This is a genomic window from Cyanobacteriota bacterium, assembly GCA_027618255.1.
Classification (GTDB): Bacteria; Cyanobacteriota; Vampirovibrionia; order LMEP-6097; family LMEP-6097; genus JABHOV01.
On sequence record JAQCFG010000017.1, the window covers coordinates 16,491 to 36,228 of the forward strand.

The 19,738-nt window shown below is 39.0% G+C and carries 16 protein-coding genes; 8 read left to right on the top strand and 8 right to left on the bottom strand.

Features of this window, described 5'->3' with window-relative positions:
• Positions 1-148 precede the first annotated feature (148 nt).
• Together O3C63_03840 and O3C63_03845 are read left to right on the top strand one after the other, a co-directional pair.
• Positions 149-1,753 (top strand): hypothetical protein, encoded by a 1,605-nt coding sequence (locus tag O3C63_03840; GenBank protein MDA0772056.1) that lies wholly within the window; start codon positions 149-151, stop codon positions 1,751-1,753.
• Positions 1,754-1,886: 133 nt separating this feature from the next.
• Positions 1,887-2,474, top strand: coding sequence for an RNA methyltransferase (locus O3C63_03845; GenBank protein MDA0772057.1), 588 nt, complete (start codon positions 1,887-1,889; stop codon positions 2,472-2,474).
• A 139-nt stretch (positions 2,475-2,613) separates the two neighbouring features.
• Here O3C63_03845 and O3C63_03850 read toward each other — a convergent pair whose 3' ends face one another.
• On the bottom strand, positions 2,614-3,492 hold the full coding sequence (locus O3C63_03850; GenBank protein MDA0772058.1) for a flagellin: 879 nt from the start codon (positions 3,490-3,492) through the stop codon (positions 2,614-2,616).
• A 277-nt stretch (positions 3,493-3,769) separates the two neighbouring features.
• Between O3C63_03850 and O3C63_03855 the strand changes: the two genes are divergently transcribed.
• The 3 genes from O3C63_03855 to O3C63_03865 all read left to right on the top strand — a co-directional run bounded on the left by O3C63_03855 (position 3,770) and on the right by O3C63_03865 (position 8,034).
• Positions 3,770-4,975 carry an alpha/beta hydrolase gene (locus O3C63_03855; GenBank protein ID MDA0772059.1) on the top strand — a complete coding sequence of 402 codons (1,206 nt, stop codon included), beginning with the start codon at positions 3,770-3,772 and terminating at the stop codon, positions 4,973-4,975.
• Positions 4,976-5,344: 369 nt separating this feature from the next.
• A complete protein-coding gene (locus O3C63_03860) occupies positions 5,345-7,291 on the top strand; it encodes a hypothetical protein (protein MDA0772060.1) in 1,947 nt (648 codons plus the stop codon).
• A 32-nt stretch (positions 7,292-7,323) separates the two neighbouring features.
• The gene (locus O3C63_03865) at positions 7,324-8,034 is read left to right on the top strand and encodes a ubiquinone/menaquinone biosynthesis methyltransferase (GenBank protein MDA0772061.1); all 711 of its coding nucleotides are present in this window, start codon (positions 7,324-7,326) and stop codon (positions 8,032-8,034) included.
• Between the two features lie 2 nt (positions 8,035-8,036).
• Here the strand turns inward: O3C63_03865 and O3C63_03870 are convergent, their stop codons facing one another.
• Positions 8,037-8,522, bottom strand: coding sequence for a hypothetical protein (locus O3C63_03870; GenBank protein ID MDA0772062.1), 486 nt, complete (start codon positions 8,520-8,522; stop codon positions 8,037-8,039).
• A gap of 105 nt (positions 8,523-8,627) precedes the next feature.
• Positions 8,628-9,476 carry an RluA family pseudouridine synthase gene (locus tag O3C63_03875; protein ID MDA0772063.1) on the bottom strand — a complete coding sequence of 283 codons (849 nt, stop codon included), beginning with the start codon at positions 9,474-9,476 and terminating at the stop codon, positions 8,628-8,630.
• Positions 9,477-9,574: 98 nt separating this feature from the next.
• Between O3C63_03875 and O3C63_03880 the strand changes: the two genes are divergently transcribed.
• Positions 9,575-10,867: a glutamate dehydrogenase gene (locus O3C63_03880; protein ID MDA0772064.1), complete on the top strand. Its 1,293-nt coding sequence runs from the start codon at positions 9,575-9,577 to the stop codon at positions 10,865-10,867.
• A gap of 150 nt (positions 10,868-11,017) precedes the next feature.
• Here the strand turns inward: O3C63_03880 and O3C63_03885 are convergent, their stop codons facing one another.
• The 4 genes from O3C63_03885 to O3C63_03900 form a co-directional block, all read right to left on the bottom strand.
• Entirely contained in the window at positions 11,018-13,726 is a 2,709-nt protein-coding gene (locus O3C63_03885) for a hypothetical protein (GenBank protein ID MDA0772065.1), read from the bottom strand.
• A complete protein-coding gene (locus O3C63_03890; protein ID MDA0772066.1) occupies positions 13,707-14,630 on the bottom strand; it encodes a hypothetical protein in 924 nt (307 codons plus the stop codon). The genes O3C63_03885 and O3C63_03890 overlap by 20 nt, the downstream gene beginning before the upstream one ends.
• Positions 14,631-14,644: 14 nt before the next feature.
• Positions 14,645-15,517: a hypothetical protein gene (locus O3C63_03895; GenBank protein ID MDA0772067.1), complete on the bottom strand. Its 873-nt coding sequence runs from the start codon at positions 15,515-15,517 to the stop codon at positions 14,645-14,647.
• 94 nt (positions 15,518-15,611) lie between these two features.
• Positions 15,612-16,793: a hypothetical protein gene (locus tag O3C63_03900; protein MDA0772068.1), complete on the bottom strand. Its 1,182-nt coding sequence runs from the start codon at positions 16,791-16,793 to the stop codon at positions 15,612-15,614.
• 157 nt (positions 16,794-16,950) lie between these two features.
• On the opposite strand from O3C63_03900, the gene O3C63_03905 reads away from it, so the two are divergent.
• Together O3C63_03905 and recA are read left to right on the top strand one after the other, a co-directional pair.
• Positions 16,951-17,088 carry a hypothetical protein gene (locus tag O3C63_03905; protein ID MDA0772069.1) on the top strand — a complete coding sequence of 46 codons (138 nt, stop codon included), beginning with the start codon at positions 16,951-16,953 and terminating at the stop codon, positions 17,086-17,088.
• Between the two features lie 60 nt (positions 17,089-17,148).
• On the top strand, positions 17,149-18,258 hold the full coding sequence (recA, locus tag O3C63_03910) for a recombinase RecA (protein MDA0772070.1): 1,110 nt from the start codon (positions 17,149-17,151) through the stop codon (positions 18,256-18,258).
• A gap of 165 nt (positions 18,259-18,423) precedes the next feature.
• On the opposite strand, the gene uvrC is transcribed toward recA, so the two are convergent.
• Positions 18,424-19,738 (bottom strand): excinuclease ABC subunit UvrC (uvrC, locus tag O3C63_03915; protein ID MDA0772071.1); only part of this gene is annotated, 1,315 nt, incomplete at its 5' end.

Sequence of the window (19,738 nt, forward strand, 5' to 3'; positions counted from 1 at the left end):
TCTATATCAATTAGCCACACTCAAGATAAACACATCGGTTAAATTTCTGAGTTTTTTTATTTGACATATTTGTCAACCCTACTCTAACACGTGCTCTGCACAGTCAGAATCTTCTTATCTCAGCATCACCAGCAAAACGGAGTTTTGTATGATGTCTAATAAAATCAATGATGTACTGAAGCAGTATAATAAACCGGTGCCTTTTAACCCTAGATTAGTTTTTTCCTTGCTTATAAGCCTTGGCCTTGCACTGTTTGTTGAGCATAGAGTATTTTTTGATACCTATGCCATCAATGACGATGTGCGTAATCAAATCTATGGCATGGCAAAATATCTCGACCCCAGTTATTTTGCAAATGATTATATAGCTGCATACTTTACTCAACCGAGCATGATCTCACCGATAGTTGGCTTGATCTATAAATCATTTAGTTTTTTTGCTGATCCAAAATTACTTACACAATACTTGCCATTCATTTTAATCATGGCTACAACTTACTTTCTCTTCAAAGCTTCTGAAATTCATGCTGGATCTAATTATGCTTTTTGGGTTTCATTTGTTTTCAATCTCTATATTTGGACAATGAAATATATGGCTGGTGGATTAGCTCGTGCATTCTTTTATCTCTTGTTCTTTATGTTTTTCTACTTCCTTGCAAAAAGAGCCTGGAAGAGTATGGTTCTTTGTTTTGCTTTACAAGCATTGATTTACCCGACTGCTTGTTTTCTTTCATTAATAACCCTTATCATCGAATTAATCAGAACAAGGTTTTTCTTGAAGGAAAAAATCAAAGACATTACAAAGGCTTTGACTGGCAGCTTCCTAGTATCAGCAATCATTCTCTACTTTAGATATATTTATTTCAAAGTACCGGGTTTTGGTCCAATGACCACACTGGATCAAGCAGTGAAGATGCCAGAGTTTTACTTAGATGGCAGAGCCTGTGTCTTTGTAGTGCCATTTAGTTTTTATCAAAATGGCATTAGTCTTGAATTAATCACAAATGGCTTTATCAAGTTTTGGGACTGCTCATACATACTGATTCTAATTATTGCTGCATTAGTTTTGTTCTATTCCATCTCTCGCAAATTCTTTAACGTCTCTAAAACAACAATCACAAGCCCAAGCTATCTTTGGTCAAGCGCGATAGCTTCTCTCTCTCTCTTTGTGATTGCGTATCTCAATCTCTTCTATCTTTATTTACCACATAGATATATTGCATACACCTTGCCTCTTGTGCCAATTTATCTAATTGGTGCATTATTGTTTAAACTAGAATCAGACTGCAGCAAACGTCCAATCATCACTTGGATTGTAGCTATTGTCATGATCCTAGCCATCGCACCTCTTTGGAGAGAGGATTTGATACATCTAAGCAAAGCTGAGCGTAAGTTACATCAATTCTTGGAAACTACACCAAAGCAATCAATGATCGCAGCCCCGCTCAAACTAGCAAGTAATATACCTGCCTTTGCTTATCGCTCGGTGATAGCAAGTAGTGAGACCAATATCCCTTTTCACCAAACCTACTATAAGGAAGTTAAAACAAGAGTCGACAATTTGGCACAGCTCTACGCAACTACAGACATCAATTATATTCGTGACTTTGTTCAGCAATACTCAATTGATTATGTCGTTATCGATACATTCCTTGAAAGCCTGTCAGAGACTAGTCCTCTTCGCAGTATCCCTGAAACAAGCCAAGCATACATAAATAAAAGATACAAAGTATTTAACGCTGCTATGATTTAGGCTAAAATAATATAGACATCCTGCAAAACCCTGTTTTGCTAGTGATGTCGACACAAAAAGGGTCGGAACAGTGCGGTGCACTAGTTCCGTTAGTAAAGATAAAGGGAACTTTCGCAGGAAGTCTAATAGAATAATGGTCACAGAACAGCGCCTAACCAAAATAACCGCAGTGGTCTCCGAAAGACAAGAAGGCATAGTCGTGCTTGAAGACATTCACGACCCGCATAATGCACAAGCGGTAATTCGATCCTGTGATTGTTTTGGTATTCAAACTATCTATATCATTTTCCAAAACGAAAAACAATTCAATCCAGAGAAGATGGGCAAACTCGCTTCAAGCTCCGCAAACAAATGGGTTGATTATAAGATTTTTGATTCCACTCAAGCTTGTTTCGACCAGCTCAAAACCGATGGCTATACGAGCTATGCAACAGTGCTTAAAGCAGAAGCTAAATCAATTTACCAAAGCAACTTTGCCAAATCAGAAGAGAAGATCGCAATTGTCTTTGGCAACGAACATGCCGGCTTGAGTCAAGAAGCAATCGAACTTAGTGATAACTTAGTTACCATCCCAATGAACGGTATGATCCAAAGCCTCAATCTGTCAGTGACAGCTGCTATATTTTTATTTGAGATCAATCGGCAAAGAAGAGTTGCAGGTTTTGACAAGTTTGGCTTGAAGGAGCAGGAGCAGCTTGTTGAAGATATGATTAGTCGCTAGATAGTCACTTCCCAGCATGCATAAAAAAAGAGCTGCCTGGATAGACAGCTCTCTGGATTTTATCGGTCTGAATTAGTAAACCTTACTCCCCCCCCCAGAAGTAGTCTTACTACATATCACCAGTGATGAGAGAATGCCCCTATCTCACCATCGGCAAAAGTGTTAGTGCAAGAGACGCGTTAGCTTGCCGCTGACTGCTCATTGCAACTGTGCTAGAACGAAGAATGAATCCTCGTACAGCAATACTGGTCTCTCTTGCAAAATCTGCGTCCCGCAATCGTGACCTAGTCGCCAAAGCCGCTTCTCTACTGCCGCTCATGGACTGACTCTTAGAAACAAAAGCGTTTTCTTTTGCTCCCAAACTTGATTGTGCAGCGGCGACATTGTCAATGGCATTATCAAGTCCTGTGATAATGTCATCAAGATTGCCTGTTACTACATCTATATTGTTTAATGCTTCCCCTAAAGCCCCGCCGCCATTACCTTCATTGATATTGCCAGCTGCATTAGCTGAAGCAGAATCAAAACTACCACTCAAATCTATGGAGTCTGTGTCGCCAGAATCAGTGCCAGTTTGAATATTAAGCGTACCGGCACTTGCATCTAATAATTTAATTCCATTAAAGCTACTGCCGCCGGAAATATCATCAATATTACTCAAACGTGAATCTATTTCACTTTGAATCGCCTGTTTTTCCACAGTGCCCAAAGTATCATTGTTTGCCTGAACGGCAAGTGAACGAATCTCCTGTAACTCAGTTTGTATAGAACCCAAACCCGCTTCTGCTGTTCGAATTAAACTAACACCATCACCTAAATTACGCTCTGCAACTTCATAACCTCTAATCGAAGAAGTCAAAGACTGAATTCGAGCTGTATTTGCAACATCATCTGCTGCTCCGTTAATCCGCAAGCCTGAAGACAATCGCTCGATTGCCTGACCTAAGGTCCGGTTAGTTTGATTATAGGCATTTCCAAAAACTGTACTAAAACTATTAAAGCTAATCCCCGTAAGCATTCATTTTCCCCCGATGTCCTCTATATACACCAAATGGGGGACAAAATAACGTCCGAAAATTAGATATTCTTAATAATTGATCTACATCTTAGTATATCGGCAATCTAAAGCAAGACTTGAATGAAATTATTTTAAGCTCGATACCCCGCCCGGGGTGGGGTATCGGTGAGGTTTGAGGAATTTACCCACAGAAATATAAAAAATCTGTTAGAATTTATATTAATTAGGACAAAGGACAGATAAGCCACGACTTATTGTTGTGCGCTGAATTAAACAAATGACGAGTGCAGCACTAGCAGCTCCGCATCATTACATGCCGGTACCAACAGCTCCAAGCCAGCCAGGATTTTTTGGTGGCGTAAAAAACGTACTCTCAAGTTTACTCAAGGATGCAACATCAGGACTAAGCAACTCTAAGGCAGTCGATAGAGCAGTTAAACTATTACACCAAGCACCAGCATTAGCATCTTCCATTAGCCCCCTCGTCCGTTCAACAACCAGTCCACTTTTAGATTTCTTTAATCTTGAACAACGCTTTTTTACAGGGTCAGTTTTTGCAAGAGAAGCACTTACCCTTAAGCATATACAAACGATATTTAAAGATATCCCTGATCTAAACATTACAACCAAACTTCTTCGTACTGAGGCTAATCGACCGCCTTTGACTCAGTTTCACATCACGCCAGCAAAAGCAATCACATCTCCTTTGACAATTCTCTCTGGAATTAGAACTTCAGCTTTATATAAATCAAATGGAGCTAAAGATTTGGTCAGACACGGCATCCCCGTTAGCATGAGCGATTACACCGGATACGGAGACACTTTTGGTCAAGCAACGGTCCACTGCAAAACGCTAATAGCTGACGCAATCAAAATGCTTAAAGCACAATTTGCAAATCATTCAGAAGTTAATCTATTAGGTCACTCTCTTGGTAGCGCAATTGGGGCAAATGCATTTGCCAAACTGAGTGCTACGAACCCCAATTTTAATAGTGGCAACTTTATTTGCGCCTCTGGCTGGAATGACTTTGATAGCGTCTGCAGTGAGCTACCACAAACAACACTAAGACCATTTGCAAATATGCTCAGAGGTTACGCTAATAAATTATTCAAAAACGAATGGGACACTGGCGCAAACCTATGTACAACAATGGACAATATAGTCAAGAATATTACTGCAAAGCCAGCACAGCCATGGACAAAATTCCGCATTATGATAGTTCACGGCATCAAAGACAAACTTGTTTCGATAAAACAAGCAAAGAAACTACAACAAACTCTAGAAGCTCACAAAGCGACATTACCGCCAAATCTACAAGATCACTTCGAAATTAGCTTTTTAACCGTCCAAGACGCTGGTCACTTCAATACCAAACAAGGTGATATAGAAATCCCATTTCCCGAAATCAGAAACGCCTTACTTGCTCAAAATCCTAGTACAGCGGCAAGTCCCGTACTTGCAAACACAAACAAAACAGCATAGACCAACAATAGACTTGTTTTGAAAGTCGGAATTATCTCCAATGGCAACACGCGCATTCCGCGCGGTTGCTACCTTTTTTTGAGCGACCTGTACATCGAAACTTTGTTTCGAAACAGGTCTAATATTCCACCAAGGTTAATAGCAGCTTAAGTAATTTCCTCAAGAAAATAGTTATATTTACCTAGACTATGGGTATGATACCTGATAGGGAACGACTCATATTGAAGACCTAGATAGCTTCTAATAATGAGAGGACTAGACATACTTCAAAACGAAGTTTTGTTAGTGGTGTCGACACAAAAAAGGTCGGAACGGTAGGAACTACGAGTTCCGTTAGTGTAAATAAACGGAACTTGCGCAGGGAGTCTAATGGATAGCTTAAATTTAACAACCAGCTTAATAGAAATAGTCGGGATTGTAATAGTAACCTGGTTAGTCTTTCAGTATGCTCCGATGATACAAAAAGCTCTGGACGCACAGCTTGGTGGAGGACATAGTAATGATGCTAATGCATCAAATCAACCCTTGTACAAGATTTTTTATAAATACCAACATGAAAGCTCTGAACAATGGATTAGATGGATACTTTCACAAAACGAAGAGACCAAAGCCAAAGCATATGAAAAATTGCAAACCTATTTAGAAAGTCCTGCACCAAAACTAGGGCTTTGTGCCAAAGATGTCATTATGGCAGTTGCCGCATTTAAGCGCCAAGATAGTTTTGATACATTAAGTAAATTTTTGGACAATGTTCGGTCTCATCTAGGGACCTTGAAAACCGTTGAACTTTTCTACTCACAACTTCTTGCTTCATTAATTCGATTAGACCTAATTAGAGGTGCCAAAATTTTAAAAGAAGAACTAGAATACTTTAGTCAAAAAAGAAATACTGCCAAAATTACTTACGACAACTTTAGAATCAAGATCATTAAGACTTATAAACAAATGGAAATACTTCCAAGAGAAACCAGAGATTGCATAATAGCAACATTGTGTAATGGCAGTTATAGCGCAGTATTTAGGAAAGAATTGATCAAAATTATTGCTGAACACAATGACAAAGATATTTCGGACTACGTATATCCCAAAGTATTAAGGTATTTTTTGCAGGATGAAGTCCCAGCAATTAATGAAGAGAGTGAAGACGTACTTGAAAACCTCTTCTATAGCTTCAAAGACTTTAGTAAAGGACACAAAGAGACCTGGGGTCTTTTACTTGAAGCTTGTTACAAAGAAAAAACTTATGAACTATACATGAATTTATTGACAGGATTAGTTGCTGACAGAACAGAAAAATTTGAAAATGAACAATTGTTAGATATTCTCAATATCAAAGAACCTGCGAAAGATGCCTTCAGAAGTGCATTACAAGAAAGGAACTATGTAACAGACGAAGAGATGACTATTTTCAGATCCAAAGTTAAAGCCGAAGACCTTGAATTTAGTTCTGATACCGTAGTCATAGAGAAATTACGTAAAACCAAATCTGTAGCCAGTTCTTTATTAGAACAATACAAGCGACTAAGGGTGATTGTGGAAAGAGATTTTTCCACTGCAAACAAATCGGAACGTAGAATATCTCATACCATCAAATTAATTACTGGTACAAGCGACAGAGAGAAGCTCTATTTATTGAGAGCTCTAGCTGCCAATGAGAATCGAAGCTTGGTATACATCGACATTGCTCGTATGATCTACAACATACCAGAACTCAATAAGTTAATTAGTACTATCAGCAATGCAAAGCCGGCTCTAGTCTACGTAGATAATCTACTACATATTTTTGAAACCAATCTTGATGAAGAAGGGCAAAACGGTCTTCGTTTATTCTTAAAAACGCTTAGAGAATTAGCAATCTTGCCTACTGTTGCATTTTTTGGTTCGATATCGACGTCTGGTCTTGATTTACAAAAAAATCTTAAACTCAAACAACTTCTTGCCAGTAGTATGAAGGGTGATTATGAACTTTCAATCAACCTCGATAATCCAACAGATGATGAAAAAGTACAAATTATTAATGATATACTCGGCAAAATTACTACTGATAAAATAGATAGAAGCTTTAAGACTACTGCAATATTACTAGCAACTGAAGGTAAATCATTCTTAGAATTTTGGTCTTACCTTTGTGATTTCTTTGAAAAAGCTTTAATGGTAAAAGGACGCATTGTTGATCCCCAATATTTATTTAGTGATCTGCCAGGTCAAGAGGATGTTAAGGAAAAAAGTCCAGAAGCACAGAGCCAAGAAGCTGCAACAAGCACAACAGAATCAACAGCAGAAGAGGCTGAGAATCAAGTAGAGACAGCAGTTTAAACAAACTTGAAGACTAGAGCTATAATAAAGAGATGGATAAACCCAAATTTATTCACAACTTGTTTAGCCGCATAGCCGGCAAATATAATCTATTGAACGATGTGATGACATTGTCTTTGCATAGACAATGGAAAAAACAAGCTGTCGCAATCGCAGCCAAGGCAATCAAACGCAAAGACGCCAAAGTATTAGATCTATGCACTGGCACTGGTGATATAGCTGAGCTATGGATAGCAAATCCAGCAGTCAAAGACGTAATCGCGGTTGACTCCTGCGCTCAGATGCTACAAGTGGGATATCAACAACTAGAACAAAAATTCAAGGGACCACCACCCAAGTTACAAATGATCGAAGCAGATGCACTCTCACTACCATTTGAAGACAATAGCTTTGATGCAGTTACAGTCGGTTTTGGTTTGCGCAATGTCAATGATTTACTCAAAGCTTGTGAGGAAATCAAAAGAGTACTTAGACCTGGCGGCATACTAGTCAGCCTTGATCTTGGTCACCCCAGTATCCCTCTGGTAGACTGGCTCTACAAAAATATTCTATTAAAAATAATCCCAATTATCGGTATGCTTTTTGCACAAGACAAAGCAGCGTATCAATATCTTTCTGATTCACTCAAGACTTGGCCTTTACAAAAAGAACTATCACAAGGACTTTATAGCCTTGGTTTCACCAGGAGTTTTACTAAGGATATAATGTTGGGGACGATAGCTATAGTAGCCGCAGAGAAGTGACATTAGTCTGCCAATGCGCTGTAATTTATTTTCGATAATTTCGACTCTGTCATATACGCACCAACAAACGCACCATTCAAGTACTGCTTGACATGACCTTTGGCAACTAAATCTCCAGCTTCATCAAATCTAAAATCGGTAATAGTCCTTACAAACCAGTAATCACCGGCGTCTTCCAATTTACTCTCTCTTTCCCAATGTAAAGAGTTGTCATAATTAAAATCTATTACTCTATTTCTAACCAAGTGCCAATCATTTGCTTGCCACTCAGGATAAAGCTTACCGTTGATATCGTTGATGCGTATCTTAGAGACAGCTGAACTACCTTCAGCAACATACTTACAATCAGACCAAGTGACTGAAGACTCGACTTCCCATTCACCAACCAGTTCAGAGCGCTGCTCGGACTTGGACGCCATCAACTGAAAAGCAATTGCTTGTGCACTTAATGGATTAAAAAATAAAACTAAGCCAATTGTACACAGCACAAGCTTGCGTCTCAAACCTAACAATAAAAGCAAAATATAAAATATCCTTTCCACGTTAAGAGATATCGGCTATTAGCGTGGCCGACTAAAGATCTAATTGTAAATCTAAAGCAATTCGAGTAGTTCTTTTGGTCTAGGTGCAGTGAGCTTAATACGCTGTTTGCTTAATGGCTGCCTAAATTCTAGGCTAATTGCATGCAAAAGATGTCTCTCAATCAGCAAACCAGAACGAAATGATTCAGCGTAAACCGAGTCACCCACAATCGGATAACCAAGGTGAGCCATATGTACCCGCAATTGATGGGTCCTACCAGTAACAGGATTCAAAGCAAGATGAGCATATTTTTTGTAGTTCTTTATCAACTGGTATTCTGTAATTGCTTTCTTGGATTTATGACTAGCTCTTTTGGCGACTTGCCAAACTTGCATGGCACCAATCTTGCGCGCCATTTCCATTTCATTTTCTATTCTGCCATTAGCTTCTAATTTCCAGTGACCATCAACAATAGCTTCATATTGTTTCTTGACTTCTTTATCTTTAAATTGACGCATCAATTCAGTCAATGATTTTTTGTCTTTTGCAAAAAGACAAAGTCCACTTGTTTGTTTATCGAGACGATGCACTGGCTCAATATAGCGATAGAGTTTTTTGAGCTCTTGAGTGAGATTAGCTTCATTAGATTTTTCGGTGGACATAATTGCGTGCCCAGCGTCTTTGTTATAAACGAGCACTTGATCATCTTGGTAAATAATTCGAGAATCTTCAATTACCAGCCTTGGCTTAGCCTTAGTCTCAATATTGCGAAACACTACCTTATCTTTAGGCTTGATTTCAACTGAGGCATAACGCTCAATCTTGCCATTAACAGTGCAAGCACCAGCTTCAAGGGCTCGTTTAATTGACCGATTAGTTAAATCATCATGTTTTTCTTTTAAATACTGTATTAATTTCATGAACTGTTTTAAAATTATAGCTACTTAACAAAGGAGTTGAGAAAATGAAACAAGAATTATTATCTAAGGATAGCCCAAATCAGGGTATAAAAGAAGAGATGACAGAAAAAGAATGGCCTGAATACACAGCAGGAGGCAAGACTTGTTATAACGCACAGACTTGTTTTTTGCTTAATCGCCAACATGGAATGCATAAGAATAAAAAGATAGACGATACTTTATTGTCTTACCTCAATACTTGCAAGCGCGAAATCACCATGGAGATTCCACTGCGTCGTGATGACGGAACCTTAATGCCAGTTAAGGCTTTTCGAGTACAACACAACAATGCCCGTGGTCCTTTCAAGGGCGGCTTGCGTTATCACCAAGATGTTGACCTTGCTGAGATTCGTAGCATGGCTAATCTAATGACCTGGAAAACTGCGCTTGTTGATATTCCATTTGGCGGTGCCAAGGGTGGTATTGCAGTCAATCCCAAAGATTTATCAGAACATGAACTTCGCAGATTAACCAAAGCTTTGGTTTCTCATCTTGGCAATAATATTGGACCGCATATTGATATTCCAGCACCTGACGTCAACACCAATCCCCAAGTGATGTCATGGATCTATGATGAGTACGCCAAGAGTCACTCAGAAACCTCTCCGCTGGCTGTCGTCACAGGCAAACCAGTAGAGCTTGGTGGTTGCGCCGCAAGGCTTGAAGCTACCGGGCGCGGTGTTGCGATAATGCTTCGCGAGTATTGCAAGCTCAATAAAATCGATCCTAAATCATTACGAGTTGCTGTTCAAGGTTTTGGTAATGTAGGTTACCATGCTGTGCGCATAATCAGTGCTGAACTAGGTTCTAAGATAGTCGGCATCAGTAATGCAATTAGTGCAATTGAAAATCAGGATGGTATTGATGTTGAAGCTGCCAAGCAGACCGAACAAGAACACGCCGATGATCTAAGCAAATTAGCCGGCTGCAAATCTATCAAACGTGATGATTTGCTTTTCGTTGACTGTGATGTTTTAATCCCAGCAGCTCTTTCAAATGCAATCACCAAAGAGGTTGCAGAGCGAACCAAGGCAACCGTCTTACTCGAGGCAGCTAATAGCCCGACTACAGCTGAAGCAAACGAGATTCTTTATAACAAAGGAGTCTTCATTGCTCCAAGTATTCTTTGTAACGCAGGTGGTGTGATTACTAGTTACTTCGAATGGACACAAAACCTACAACAGTTTTATTGGGATTATGATGTTACTGTCGCTGAGCTAGACAAGCGCATGGTCAAAGCATTTTGGGACGTCATTGAAGTTTCCGAAGAGAAGGGTATTGGAACTCGGCAGGCGGCTTACTTTATTGCTTTAGAGAAGGTTGCGGCGGCGGCTTTGTTGAGAGGGTTTTAAGAGACCAGACTTAGATTTCAAGCCAATTTTAGGTAAAGAGTCATTCTTTATAGGACACGCTGAAAAACGAAGTTTTTCTAGTCGGGTCCCTGATAAAAGGTTGTGACCGTGCAGAGCACGTGTCACATAAGGCGCGAGAAAGTCTATTTTTCAGTGTATCCTATATTGATACCAATTTGCAATCTTGGGCGTTTCACATTTGCCACAAGGCGCAATTTTGCCATAATCAACGGATACATTTTCTTCCGGCTCTGACATCTCTATCTTTGCACTGTTTGTTTCTGCAACAACTAAACCCTCTGCCCTTTTCTTCTCAACCACGCTACAGCTTGGATCCCAATGCATTAAATAATTCTCATGAACGAGACTTGGAGTTAACTTCTTGCCTTTTTTTGTAACAATGACTCTAAAACCTTGACCTTCATATACAGGAACCAATGCTTCTTTTGTATCAAGATCAACAGCCGGGGCAACCTTGACCGTATCTTTCTTCTGTGAAGTGCCCTGAGCTGAACCTGATTGGGGCTGAGGCTTTGAAAGCATTATCAATTTCAAAAACAAATCCCGCAAATCGTCCGTGAAAGATAAATCAAAAGAAGCATTTCTATGCCATGATTTACTTAATCTTTGTAATAAAACTATCACACTTTGCTGCAAATCATTATCTAAAAGCTCTCCCTTATTTAACCTTAGATCTAAATATTGATCCAAGAAATCTGCCAATAATTTACGAAGACCTGGCTGATCAAGCTCATCAATACGAAGAGTCAAGAATTTGGCAAATAATAATAAAGAGGTTTCAGGACTAAAAGACTCAGCTTGATCCAAAGAATTTATATCATGATTAAATTGAAGCAATGAAAGCAAAGAATCAGGCTTAACAAGTGGAAATTGACACAATTCTGAAATCATTCGCCCAAGCATTCTATTCGTACGATCAATGGAGGGCAGAGTCGATTTGGTATTGTCAAACTTCTTAGCCAAAACTTCCAACTCGGCTTTATGGCAATCTTGATAATTAATGATATCCCTATATATCTGGAAGCCTGCAATAATTCTAGATTCATTCATTCCAGCCAAGTCTAACTTACTACAAGGTATCTCCTTGTCTTCAGCGATACGGTGATTAACGAAAGGATGAGCTCCTTTCCCTATATGTTCGTTATGATTCATCTTAATAACAGACAAACTAGGATCTTGTAACAATAGTTGTTTTTCAATCGCTGACTGAGCACTACTTGTGACAAATCCAGAAGCGGAAGAATTTATTTTTGAAATTAAGATCGTCTGAATACCATGCGTCTTTGCAAATTGAACTAAAGCAGAAGCGATATTAACCCCATTGTCAATAACGGATTTTGCGGAATCTGTATCTATGAAAAACACTAAAGCAAAACCAACACTAGGATCTTCAAGAATAGCAAGATTGGGATTATTCTGAGTATATATCTGGCTACTATTCTTTTGACAGCATAGTTTAAAACGTTCAAGAGGTTGAAAATAATTAATAAGATACTCTCCACTATAACCGTTTATTGCATTGTCTTCTTTTGCTGTTGGTAAAATATCGACTTGAATACCACTCAATGGATCTAGATATTGATACGACCTTTGTGTTTGTTCATAATTAGCAAACTCAGGTTTTAATAATTGAAGCTCTCTAATGATTCCAGCGCAAGCTCTCTTTAAGTTATGAGCAAATTGAACTGTTTTGGCATACTGTGTTTTTTGAGCAGGAGACCTAGTAGCCTTTATTGCTTCAGCTTGAATCATCTCCAATTCAGTGTCATTAGTGTTGTTCAAAGCCTCCAAACAACGGGCAACTACCGGTTCAAGTGTTTTTACTAAGTCCTCAATCTGATACATCTGCCCCTGTATTGAATAATCTGTGCCTAAGTGACTATTAATCTCTTTCAACAAGCGAAATAAATCTTGAGCCACAGATAATTTATAATCCCTTTTGTACCCTCGCAGGTAAGAACGCAAACAACTATTGCCGGTGGGCACTGGTTCGTCTTTGGTCGGTCCATTTGATTCTAGCGCATCAACATCCAAGTCAAAATCACTCATTGCTTGAACATCATTTTTAAAACGGAACAGAAAAGTCTCCTTCTTTCGGACTCCTCTCACTGTAGTATCAAAGCTAGTACTTGCTAGAAGAAAATATTTTTGAGCTGTATCCAATAACTTACTAAGCAATGGATGATCAAAACGAAGCTTAGTAGCATCAAAATTGTTAAGATCACAACCTTCGATATGTTTAGCCAGTAAAGACAAGAACTCTGGATAGGGAATTGCAAATGCATCATTTTGTTTGCGTATAGAATATAATTGCAGTAACAATGTATGATTTTGAGTTTTTGTTTTATTCAGTTCGGGATATGCCTTTGTCAAAAACTCAAAAGCCTTCGCTCTCTGTCTATCAGTCTCATTAGCACGCCCCAAAAAATGAAACAACCTTTCTAGAACCATAAAATCAGCAGCATTAAAAAAACCAGTTTCTTTAAAATAATCAGATAGTACGGGGGCAAGTTTCTTCCTTACCTGCCCCTTGCTCTCAGTCAAAAGCTGCTTAGCCCAAGCCGGTAAATCAGTAGCTTTCAATTTCAACAAAAGATATTGATCAAGCGATGCGAGCTTTGCTTTTGGCAAGTTTGGACTTGCACCAAATTCTCGACTAAGCGAACTGGGCTCTATAATTTCTGCAGGCTCAGCAGCAGACAAACAATTCAACTCTTGAACGTGGCTAGGCTTGTCAACAAGCCGAGCTCTAGCTGTATTCAAATCAGATGTTTGATTTGCTCTTATCCTAGAATTGTCATCAACAGGACCAAGCATCCTACAAGCCTCTCTTGACACGGCAAATGGTTCCACCGATATAAAACTCAGTAGCTTTGCTATCTCTGGGTTTTGCCAGAATTAATTGTCCAGTGATGTATCTAGTAATCCTCATAATGTTGGTATGAATACTATCTACGTTATCTAAAACAAATTTGCGACTTAATCGTCCAGGAGCAATAGATCCTTTGCCTGCTTTCTGCCTTTGCTTAAGTCTTCGATTTGCTATGTTACGATTGATTTCCAAAAAGCCTACTGGACGCAAATCATAAAAGACTTCAGGCTTACCATCGGGCACTAAGACCTTGAGAGATTTTTGTTGAGTAAGATCGGCATTATCACTAACAACCCAAGGACTAAGTTCAGGTTCCAGTGCTGTATACGCTGCAATTGACATTGTTTGCTCTTTTAATTTAGTGACTGTCAATTTTTGATCAGCTCCGAATTTAACTTCACAATCAATACCGCCCATATCAACAAGCAACCTTGTTTTCTCAAGATTGCGACTAAATAAAACAAGGTTGTCGTCTAAAGCATGCTGCTCTAATTGTTCAAGTTTAGTTTGTTGTATCCCTTGATTCGTTTTTTGTGTTCTTAATTGCATTGCAGTAATAAGACTTAATAAATCAACTTGATTGGCGTATTCTGGGTCTACACTCAGTTCTCTGAGCCATTCTCTTACCAGTTCTTTTTTATTAGTAGTCTCTTTGTCCCCAAGAAACACCTTTCTCAAAGTCGCAAGTGTTTGAAAGTGAGTATGCCCCTCATCAAGCTTGTTTGGCACAGCATCAGGAGCAAAATAACGCAGTTGCGTTTTCAATAAACTATCCATAAAATCAAAGAAAGCGACTTCATTATTTTTAAATCGTTGTACTTGACTATAATTTAAGCCTAATGCACTAATAGGATTAGCAGAATCAGCCATTATATAATCTCCCTTTATATTTTGATCGTACGAGCAATACCTAATAATTGAATTCGGTCAGTTTTAATATCTATAGCCAAGACAATATTCGCATCCTTAATCTCTGGACTATAAAAACGCATGATCTGCGGGAAGTCTTTTATAGCAAAACTATACTCTGTTGAAGCTCCGCCACTAACTCCAAGCTTTTTTGATTCACCTTTACCACCATGCAATAGCTTCTCTAATTCTGCAATATCAGCCGTATCATATACAAAGTCTCTGGTATCAATCGATCCTATAATTCTCAAGCTTGGATTTAAAGTCTCCTCTTTTTGAGTTTTAAATCTCCTATAACCATATTTGGCAGAAGACTCTGTACTATCTTGACTTGGATCATCCAAAACCACTTCGTTTTTCTTTGGACTATATCTATTTAGCTCTTCAATTGTTAAACGTGGATCAATTTCAGTCAAGTCTTGTGACTTCAAAGCACCAGAACTAGCACTCTTAAATACCTTGATCTTTTCTTGCATACCAGACCTTTCTCCACCTACACAGCCCATAGAAAATTCACCAGACAAAGCTCGATTTACATTTGTATCAATAGCCAATCTCTGATTATAGAACGCATTCAAAAATCCTGGACTTTTAACGGTACTAACAAGAACTGAAACTAACTGCTTATTAGAAGTAACTTCCCTTGCTTTCAATTTGGCAATCATCCCTTGAAACAGCTCTGCTGTTGCTGTTGCTTGATCAGCAGGTGAAGCAAGTAAAGTCTGAACTTCTTTAGCCAACGACCCTGGTTTTGCCAAAGCAGCACCAATCTCCTGAACTTCTTGAAAAGCAGTTCTATTTGGGTAGCTACCATCATCATGAAAAGTTCGAGATTGGAGTTTAATCATGGACTGAACAAATTTGCCCAGCCCCTCCATATCCACTCTTTGATTTCTAGAATCTTGAAATCTCTTAACTAATGCTATGCCCAAACCAAGTTTGTTAAGATTTTGCATTCTCAAGCCCCATGAGTCGTTTTAATCTATCCATTGAAGTTGCATTAATGTCTAATACCGCTGTATCAAGATCTTGCAAACTTGAACCATCAGTTATGTCTTTCAACCAATTGTTTAATAACAAAGCTGACATTTCAGTTGCAGTCATTTTTGCAGTTCTTCCGGTAGGCGCTTCCTCATCAGATCCAACACTAGCCTTACTCTTAACCATAGAACTATTTTCCAAAGCTAAACTAATAATCGGCAGTTGTTTTTCGATAGTTTCAGAAATTGAACTTAATGCTAGATGCAAAGCATCAGCACCCTCCTCTGTATCTCCTGCAGTCTGGACAAAGCTTCTTAAAAACAATGGTACAAATGCTTCATGAGCTACAACGAGACCAGTTGCTAAACGATCTTGAACAGTACTAGGAATTACTCGTGACTCTAAATTAAAATCTTCAATTAAACTTGGTATTCTTGTAATATCCATACGTTTTGATCCCATGAATTGTCCTGGTCTTACCTTATTAAAAGTAACTAATGCATCAGCCGCTTCACCAAGACTTAAATTATATTTATCAGCTAACTCTTCAATAGTAAATCTGATATCTCCCACAACACTAACGTCAAGAGCATAAGTATCAGCAATACGATTAATTTGACTTACTGTAACAGGGTCATTCATTATAAAATCTTTTGCTCTCAACCTTAATTCAACTGGTCCATCTTTCTTACCACCATTGGATCTCACAAGTGCTCTCTTCCCATTAGTATTAACTGCTGTACTATTAGCATTTAAAGGTTTTTTATTTACTATAATCACTCCATTATTATTGTTTATATTTGCTACTGCTGCTTCAGCAGCGCGATATGTTGTCGGTGAAACACGAAGTGCGATTGCATTCTGTTGCACTTTAGCTCTTTCAACTTCAACCTCAGGTAATCTAACTAAGGTATGACTATCATCTTCTCCATCAATTTTGAACTCAGCCAAATCTTTAGCATGTCTACGTAGCCATTCTTGAGCATCTACTTCATCATCTGCTGGTATAGGTAAAGGTGCACTACTTGATTTTGCAGGACTGCTAAATGCACTGTTTACTGCATCTGCAAATTGAGCTGCTTCATCATTTCCAGTAGTTACTGGTGTCTTGTCTCTTCTATGTCCTGGGTTGATTGTGTTCATATTTTCTCCTTTAATCTGTATGACAATACTAGCCCAGCCATGAGTATTATGTCAAGCATCAATTATTAAATAATTACAATGGTCAGGATCAGACTTATTAAAATTAATTAAGCAAAAAGTACTTGCACAACCCTTACGTACGTGCTAGTATCTTTGTATGAGCTTACGAGAGTACGAGAACAACCAAACAATCAATATAAACCAGAAAATCATAGAGATAATCAAGCAATATGAGCTGGAAGATACTGAAAACTATTATCAAGAACTCTTCGGCAATAACGCAGCTCAAAATTAATTCCAGTTAGATAAAGCTAAAATATAAAGGAGAAATAGCATGGCAACAAAGGATAAAGAAATGAATAAAGAATTACAAAGCAAAACAGATAAACTCAAAACACTCACTGCGACATTAGCGCAGATAGACAAAAACTTCGGCAAGGGTTCTGTGATGCGTCTTGGTGATAAACCACCAATACAAATAGATGTAATTCCAACAGGTGCCATTACTCTTGATATTTGTCTTGGTATCGGTGGAATTCCAAGAGGGAGAATTATTGAGATTTACGGACCAGAATCATCTGGTAAAACCACTCTTGCTCTGTCTATCTGTGCTCAAGCCCAAAAGAAAGGTGGCATCGCTGCAATAGTAGATGCTGAGCATGCACTTGATCCTGTTTATGCTAAAGCTCTTGGAGTTAATACAGATGATCTTTTAGTTTCACAACCAGATACTGGTGAACAAGCTCTAGAAATTACAGAACACTTGGTTCGTTCTGCTGCTGTTGACGTAATAGTCATCGATTCGGTTGCCGCCCTCGTTCCTAAAGCAGAGATAGACGGCGAGATGGGAGACTCCTTGCCTGGTCTTCAAGCTCGCCTTATGTCGCAGGCTCTTCGTAAACTAACAGCAATTGCAGCCAAAACCAATACCACAATCATCTTTATTAACCAAATTAGATACAAGATTGGTGTAATGTTTGGTTCACCTGAGACTACTTCTGGTGGTAATGCACTCAAGTTTTACTCAAGTGTCAGAATGGATATTAGACGTATCGAAACCCTCAAAAAAGATGGTGAAGGTTACGGTAACAGAGTCAAAGTTAAAGTAGTCAAAAACAAAGTTGCACCTCCATTTAGGCTTGCAGAGTTTGACATCATCTTTGGACAAGGAATTAATACTCACGGAGCTATTTTTGATTCTGCCGTCGATATGGATATCGTCAAAAAAGCAGGTGCATGGTATAGCTACAACGGTGAAAAAATCGGTCAAGGAAGAGACAACTCTATTATTGCCCTCAAAGCAACACCTCTAGTCTTTGACGAGATAGAACTCAAAATCAAGGCTGAACTCGATGCCCAAAAAGCTGTAGCAACAGGAGTCGATCCTCAAGACTTTGCTGACATGGACGAAGACGAAAGCGAAGAAGAAATTAAAGAAGAAATTGAAGAAGAAGTAATAGCTTAGACTCAATAGGTTTCCGCAAGGAGCCAAATCAATAAAGGAGGACTTTACGAAAGCCACGTTATGGCTAAGCACAGACACCTGACCCGGGTGTCTGTGCACCCTTTTGTATAGTAAACCAATAAAGCCTTTGCCAAGAATAAAGAAGGCTTGCTTGATTTACTATACTCAAATAGCTGCCTGTATCTTTTTAGCAAGCGCCTCAGTAATCCCAGGCAAGCTAGCCAAATCATCTAAACTAGCATCTTTAATTTTGCCCAATGAACCAAACTTGTCTAATAATAAAACCCGTTTCTTCGGACCAAGCCCAGGAATCGAATCCAGCACACTAGCAAGAGAACGCTTGGATCTGAGGCGGCGATGATAAGTCACAGCAAAACGATGAGCCTCGTTTCTAATTCTTTGTACAAAAAATAATTCAGGTGATTTGCGATCCAAAATAATTGGTCTCGATTCACCAGGCAAATACAACTCCTCATCACGCTTGGCAAGTCCGACCATCTTAATATAGTCAAGCTCAAGATCTTTCATCACTGCATAAGCGGCGTTCACTTGTCCCTTACCTCCATCAATGATAATCAGGTTTGGAAGCGCTTCTTTGCTCTTATAACGGCGTCTAACGACTTCACGCATCGATTCAAAATCATCATTTTGATCAACACTTAATTTAAAACGGCGATATTCATTCTTGTCAGGAAGCCCATCAATAAAGCAAACCATTGAAGCAACAACATTGGTGCCTTGAATATGTGAAATATCAAAACATTCAACACGTTGCGGCTGAGTGCGCAAATCAAGTTCACGCTCAAGATTTGCAAGAGCGGTGTTTATATCCTTACTAGCATCTTCCATCTGTTCAAGCTTGGTTTTATCCATGATCAAACGGGCATTGCGCTCGGCGAGTTTGAGCAAAGCAAACTTGTCTCCGCGTTGTGGTTTAATGATCTTGACTTTGGAGCCCTTGCGCTCAGTCAACCAATCAGCAAAAGCATCAGGCGATTCTATCTCTATATTGATTACTAATTCTCTTGGTAGCTCTTCATCTGGCACTTGTGAATAATATTGCAATAAGGCTGATTCATATAGCTCAGACTCAGGATCTTGCATTGCACAATCCAAATCCAGACTATCTCTATTAATCAAACGCCCCCCGCGAGTCTTAAAGACTTGAAGACATGCAGTATCATCATCTCTCACCAATGCAAAAACATCTTGATCCAGATTCTTGTCGTCTGAAATTACATTTTGGCTTTCGTTAAATGTTGCCAGTGCTTTGATGCGATCGCGTGCTTTGCCAGCTTTTTCGTATTCAAGATTGTCACTATAGCGCTGCATCTCTTGTTTGAGGATTGCTTGCAAATCAGAGAAGTCTCCCTTCAGTAGTAGTTCTACTTGCCGAAGCATCGCCGCATAATCCTCTCCAGAGATCAATTGCTGACAAGGTCCTAGGCATTTGCCCAAATCATAATTAAGACAAGGTCGA

What these genes read in the sequence shown, in the direction of transcription:
- O3C63_03855 (MDA0772059.1), top strand. Translation starts at nt 3,770, where the DNA reads ATGACGAGTGCAGCACTAGCAGCTCCGCATCATTACATGCCGGTACCA.
- O3C63_03840 (MDA0772056.1), top strand. Translation starts at nt 149, where the DNA reads ATGATGTCTAATAAAATCAATGATGTACTGAAGCAGTATAATAAACCG.
- O3C63_03865 (MDA0772061.1), top strand. Translation starts at nt 7,324, where the DNA reads ATGGATAAACCCAAATTTATTCACAACTTGTTTAGCCGCATAGCCGGC.
- O3C63_03845 (MDA0772057.1), top strand. Translation starts at nt 1,887, where the DNA reads ATGGTCACAGAACAGCGCCTAACCAAAATAACCGCAGTGGTCTCCGAA.
- O3C63_03895 (MDA0772067.1), bottom strand. Translation starts at nt 15,517, where the DNA reads ATGATTAAACTCCAATCTCGAACTTTTCATGATGATGGTAGCTACCCA.
- O3C63_03850 (MDA0772058.1), bottom strand. Translation starts at nt 3,492, where the DNA reads ATGCTTACGGGGATTAGCTTTAATAGTTTTAGTACAGTTTTTGGAAAT.
- O3C63_03875 (MDA0772063.1), bottom strand. Translation starts at nt 9,476, where the DNA reads ATGAAATTAATACAGTATTTAAAAGAAAAACATGATGATTTAACTAAT.
- O3C63_03880 (MDA0772064.1), top strand. Translation starts at nt 9,575, where the DNA reads ATGACAGAAAAAGAATGGCCTGAATACACAGCAGGAGGCAAGACTTGT.
- O3C63_03890 (MDA0772066.1), bottom strand. Translation starts at nt 14,630, where the DNA reads ATGGCTGATTCTGCTAATCCTATTAGTGCATTAGGCTTAAATTATAGT.
- recA (MDA0772070.1), top strand. Translation starts at nt 17,149, where the DNA reads ATGAATAAAGAATTACAAAGCAAAACAGATAAACTCAAAACACTCACT.
- O3C63_03860 (MDA0772060.1), top strand. Translation starts at nt 5,345, where the DNA reads ATGGATAGCTTAAATTTAACAACCAGCTTAATAGAAATAGTCGGGATT.
- O3C63_03900 (MDA0772068.1), bottom strand. Translation starts at nt 16,793, where the DNA reads ATGAACACAATCAACCCAGGACATAGAAGAGACAAGACACCAGTAACT.
- O3C63_03905 (MDA0772069.1), top strand. Translation starts at nt 16,951, where the DNA reads ATGAGCTTACGAGAGTACGAGAACAACCAAACAATCAATATAAACCAG.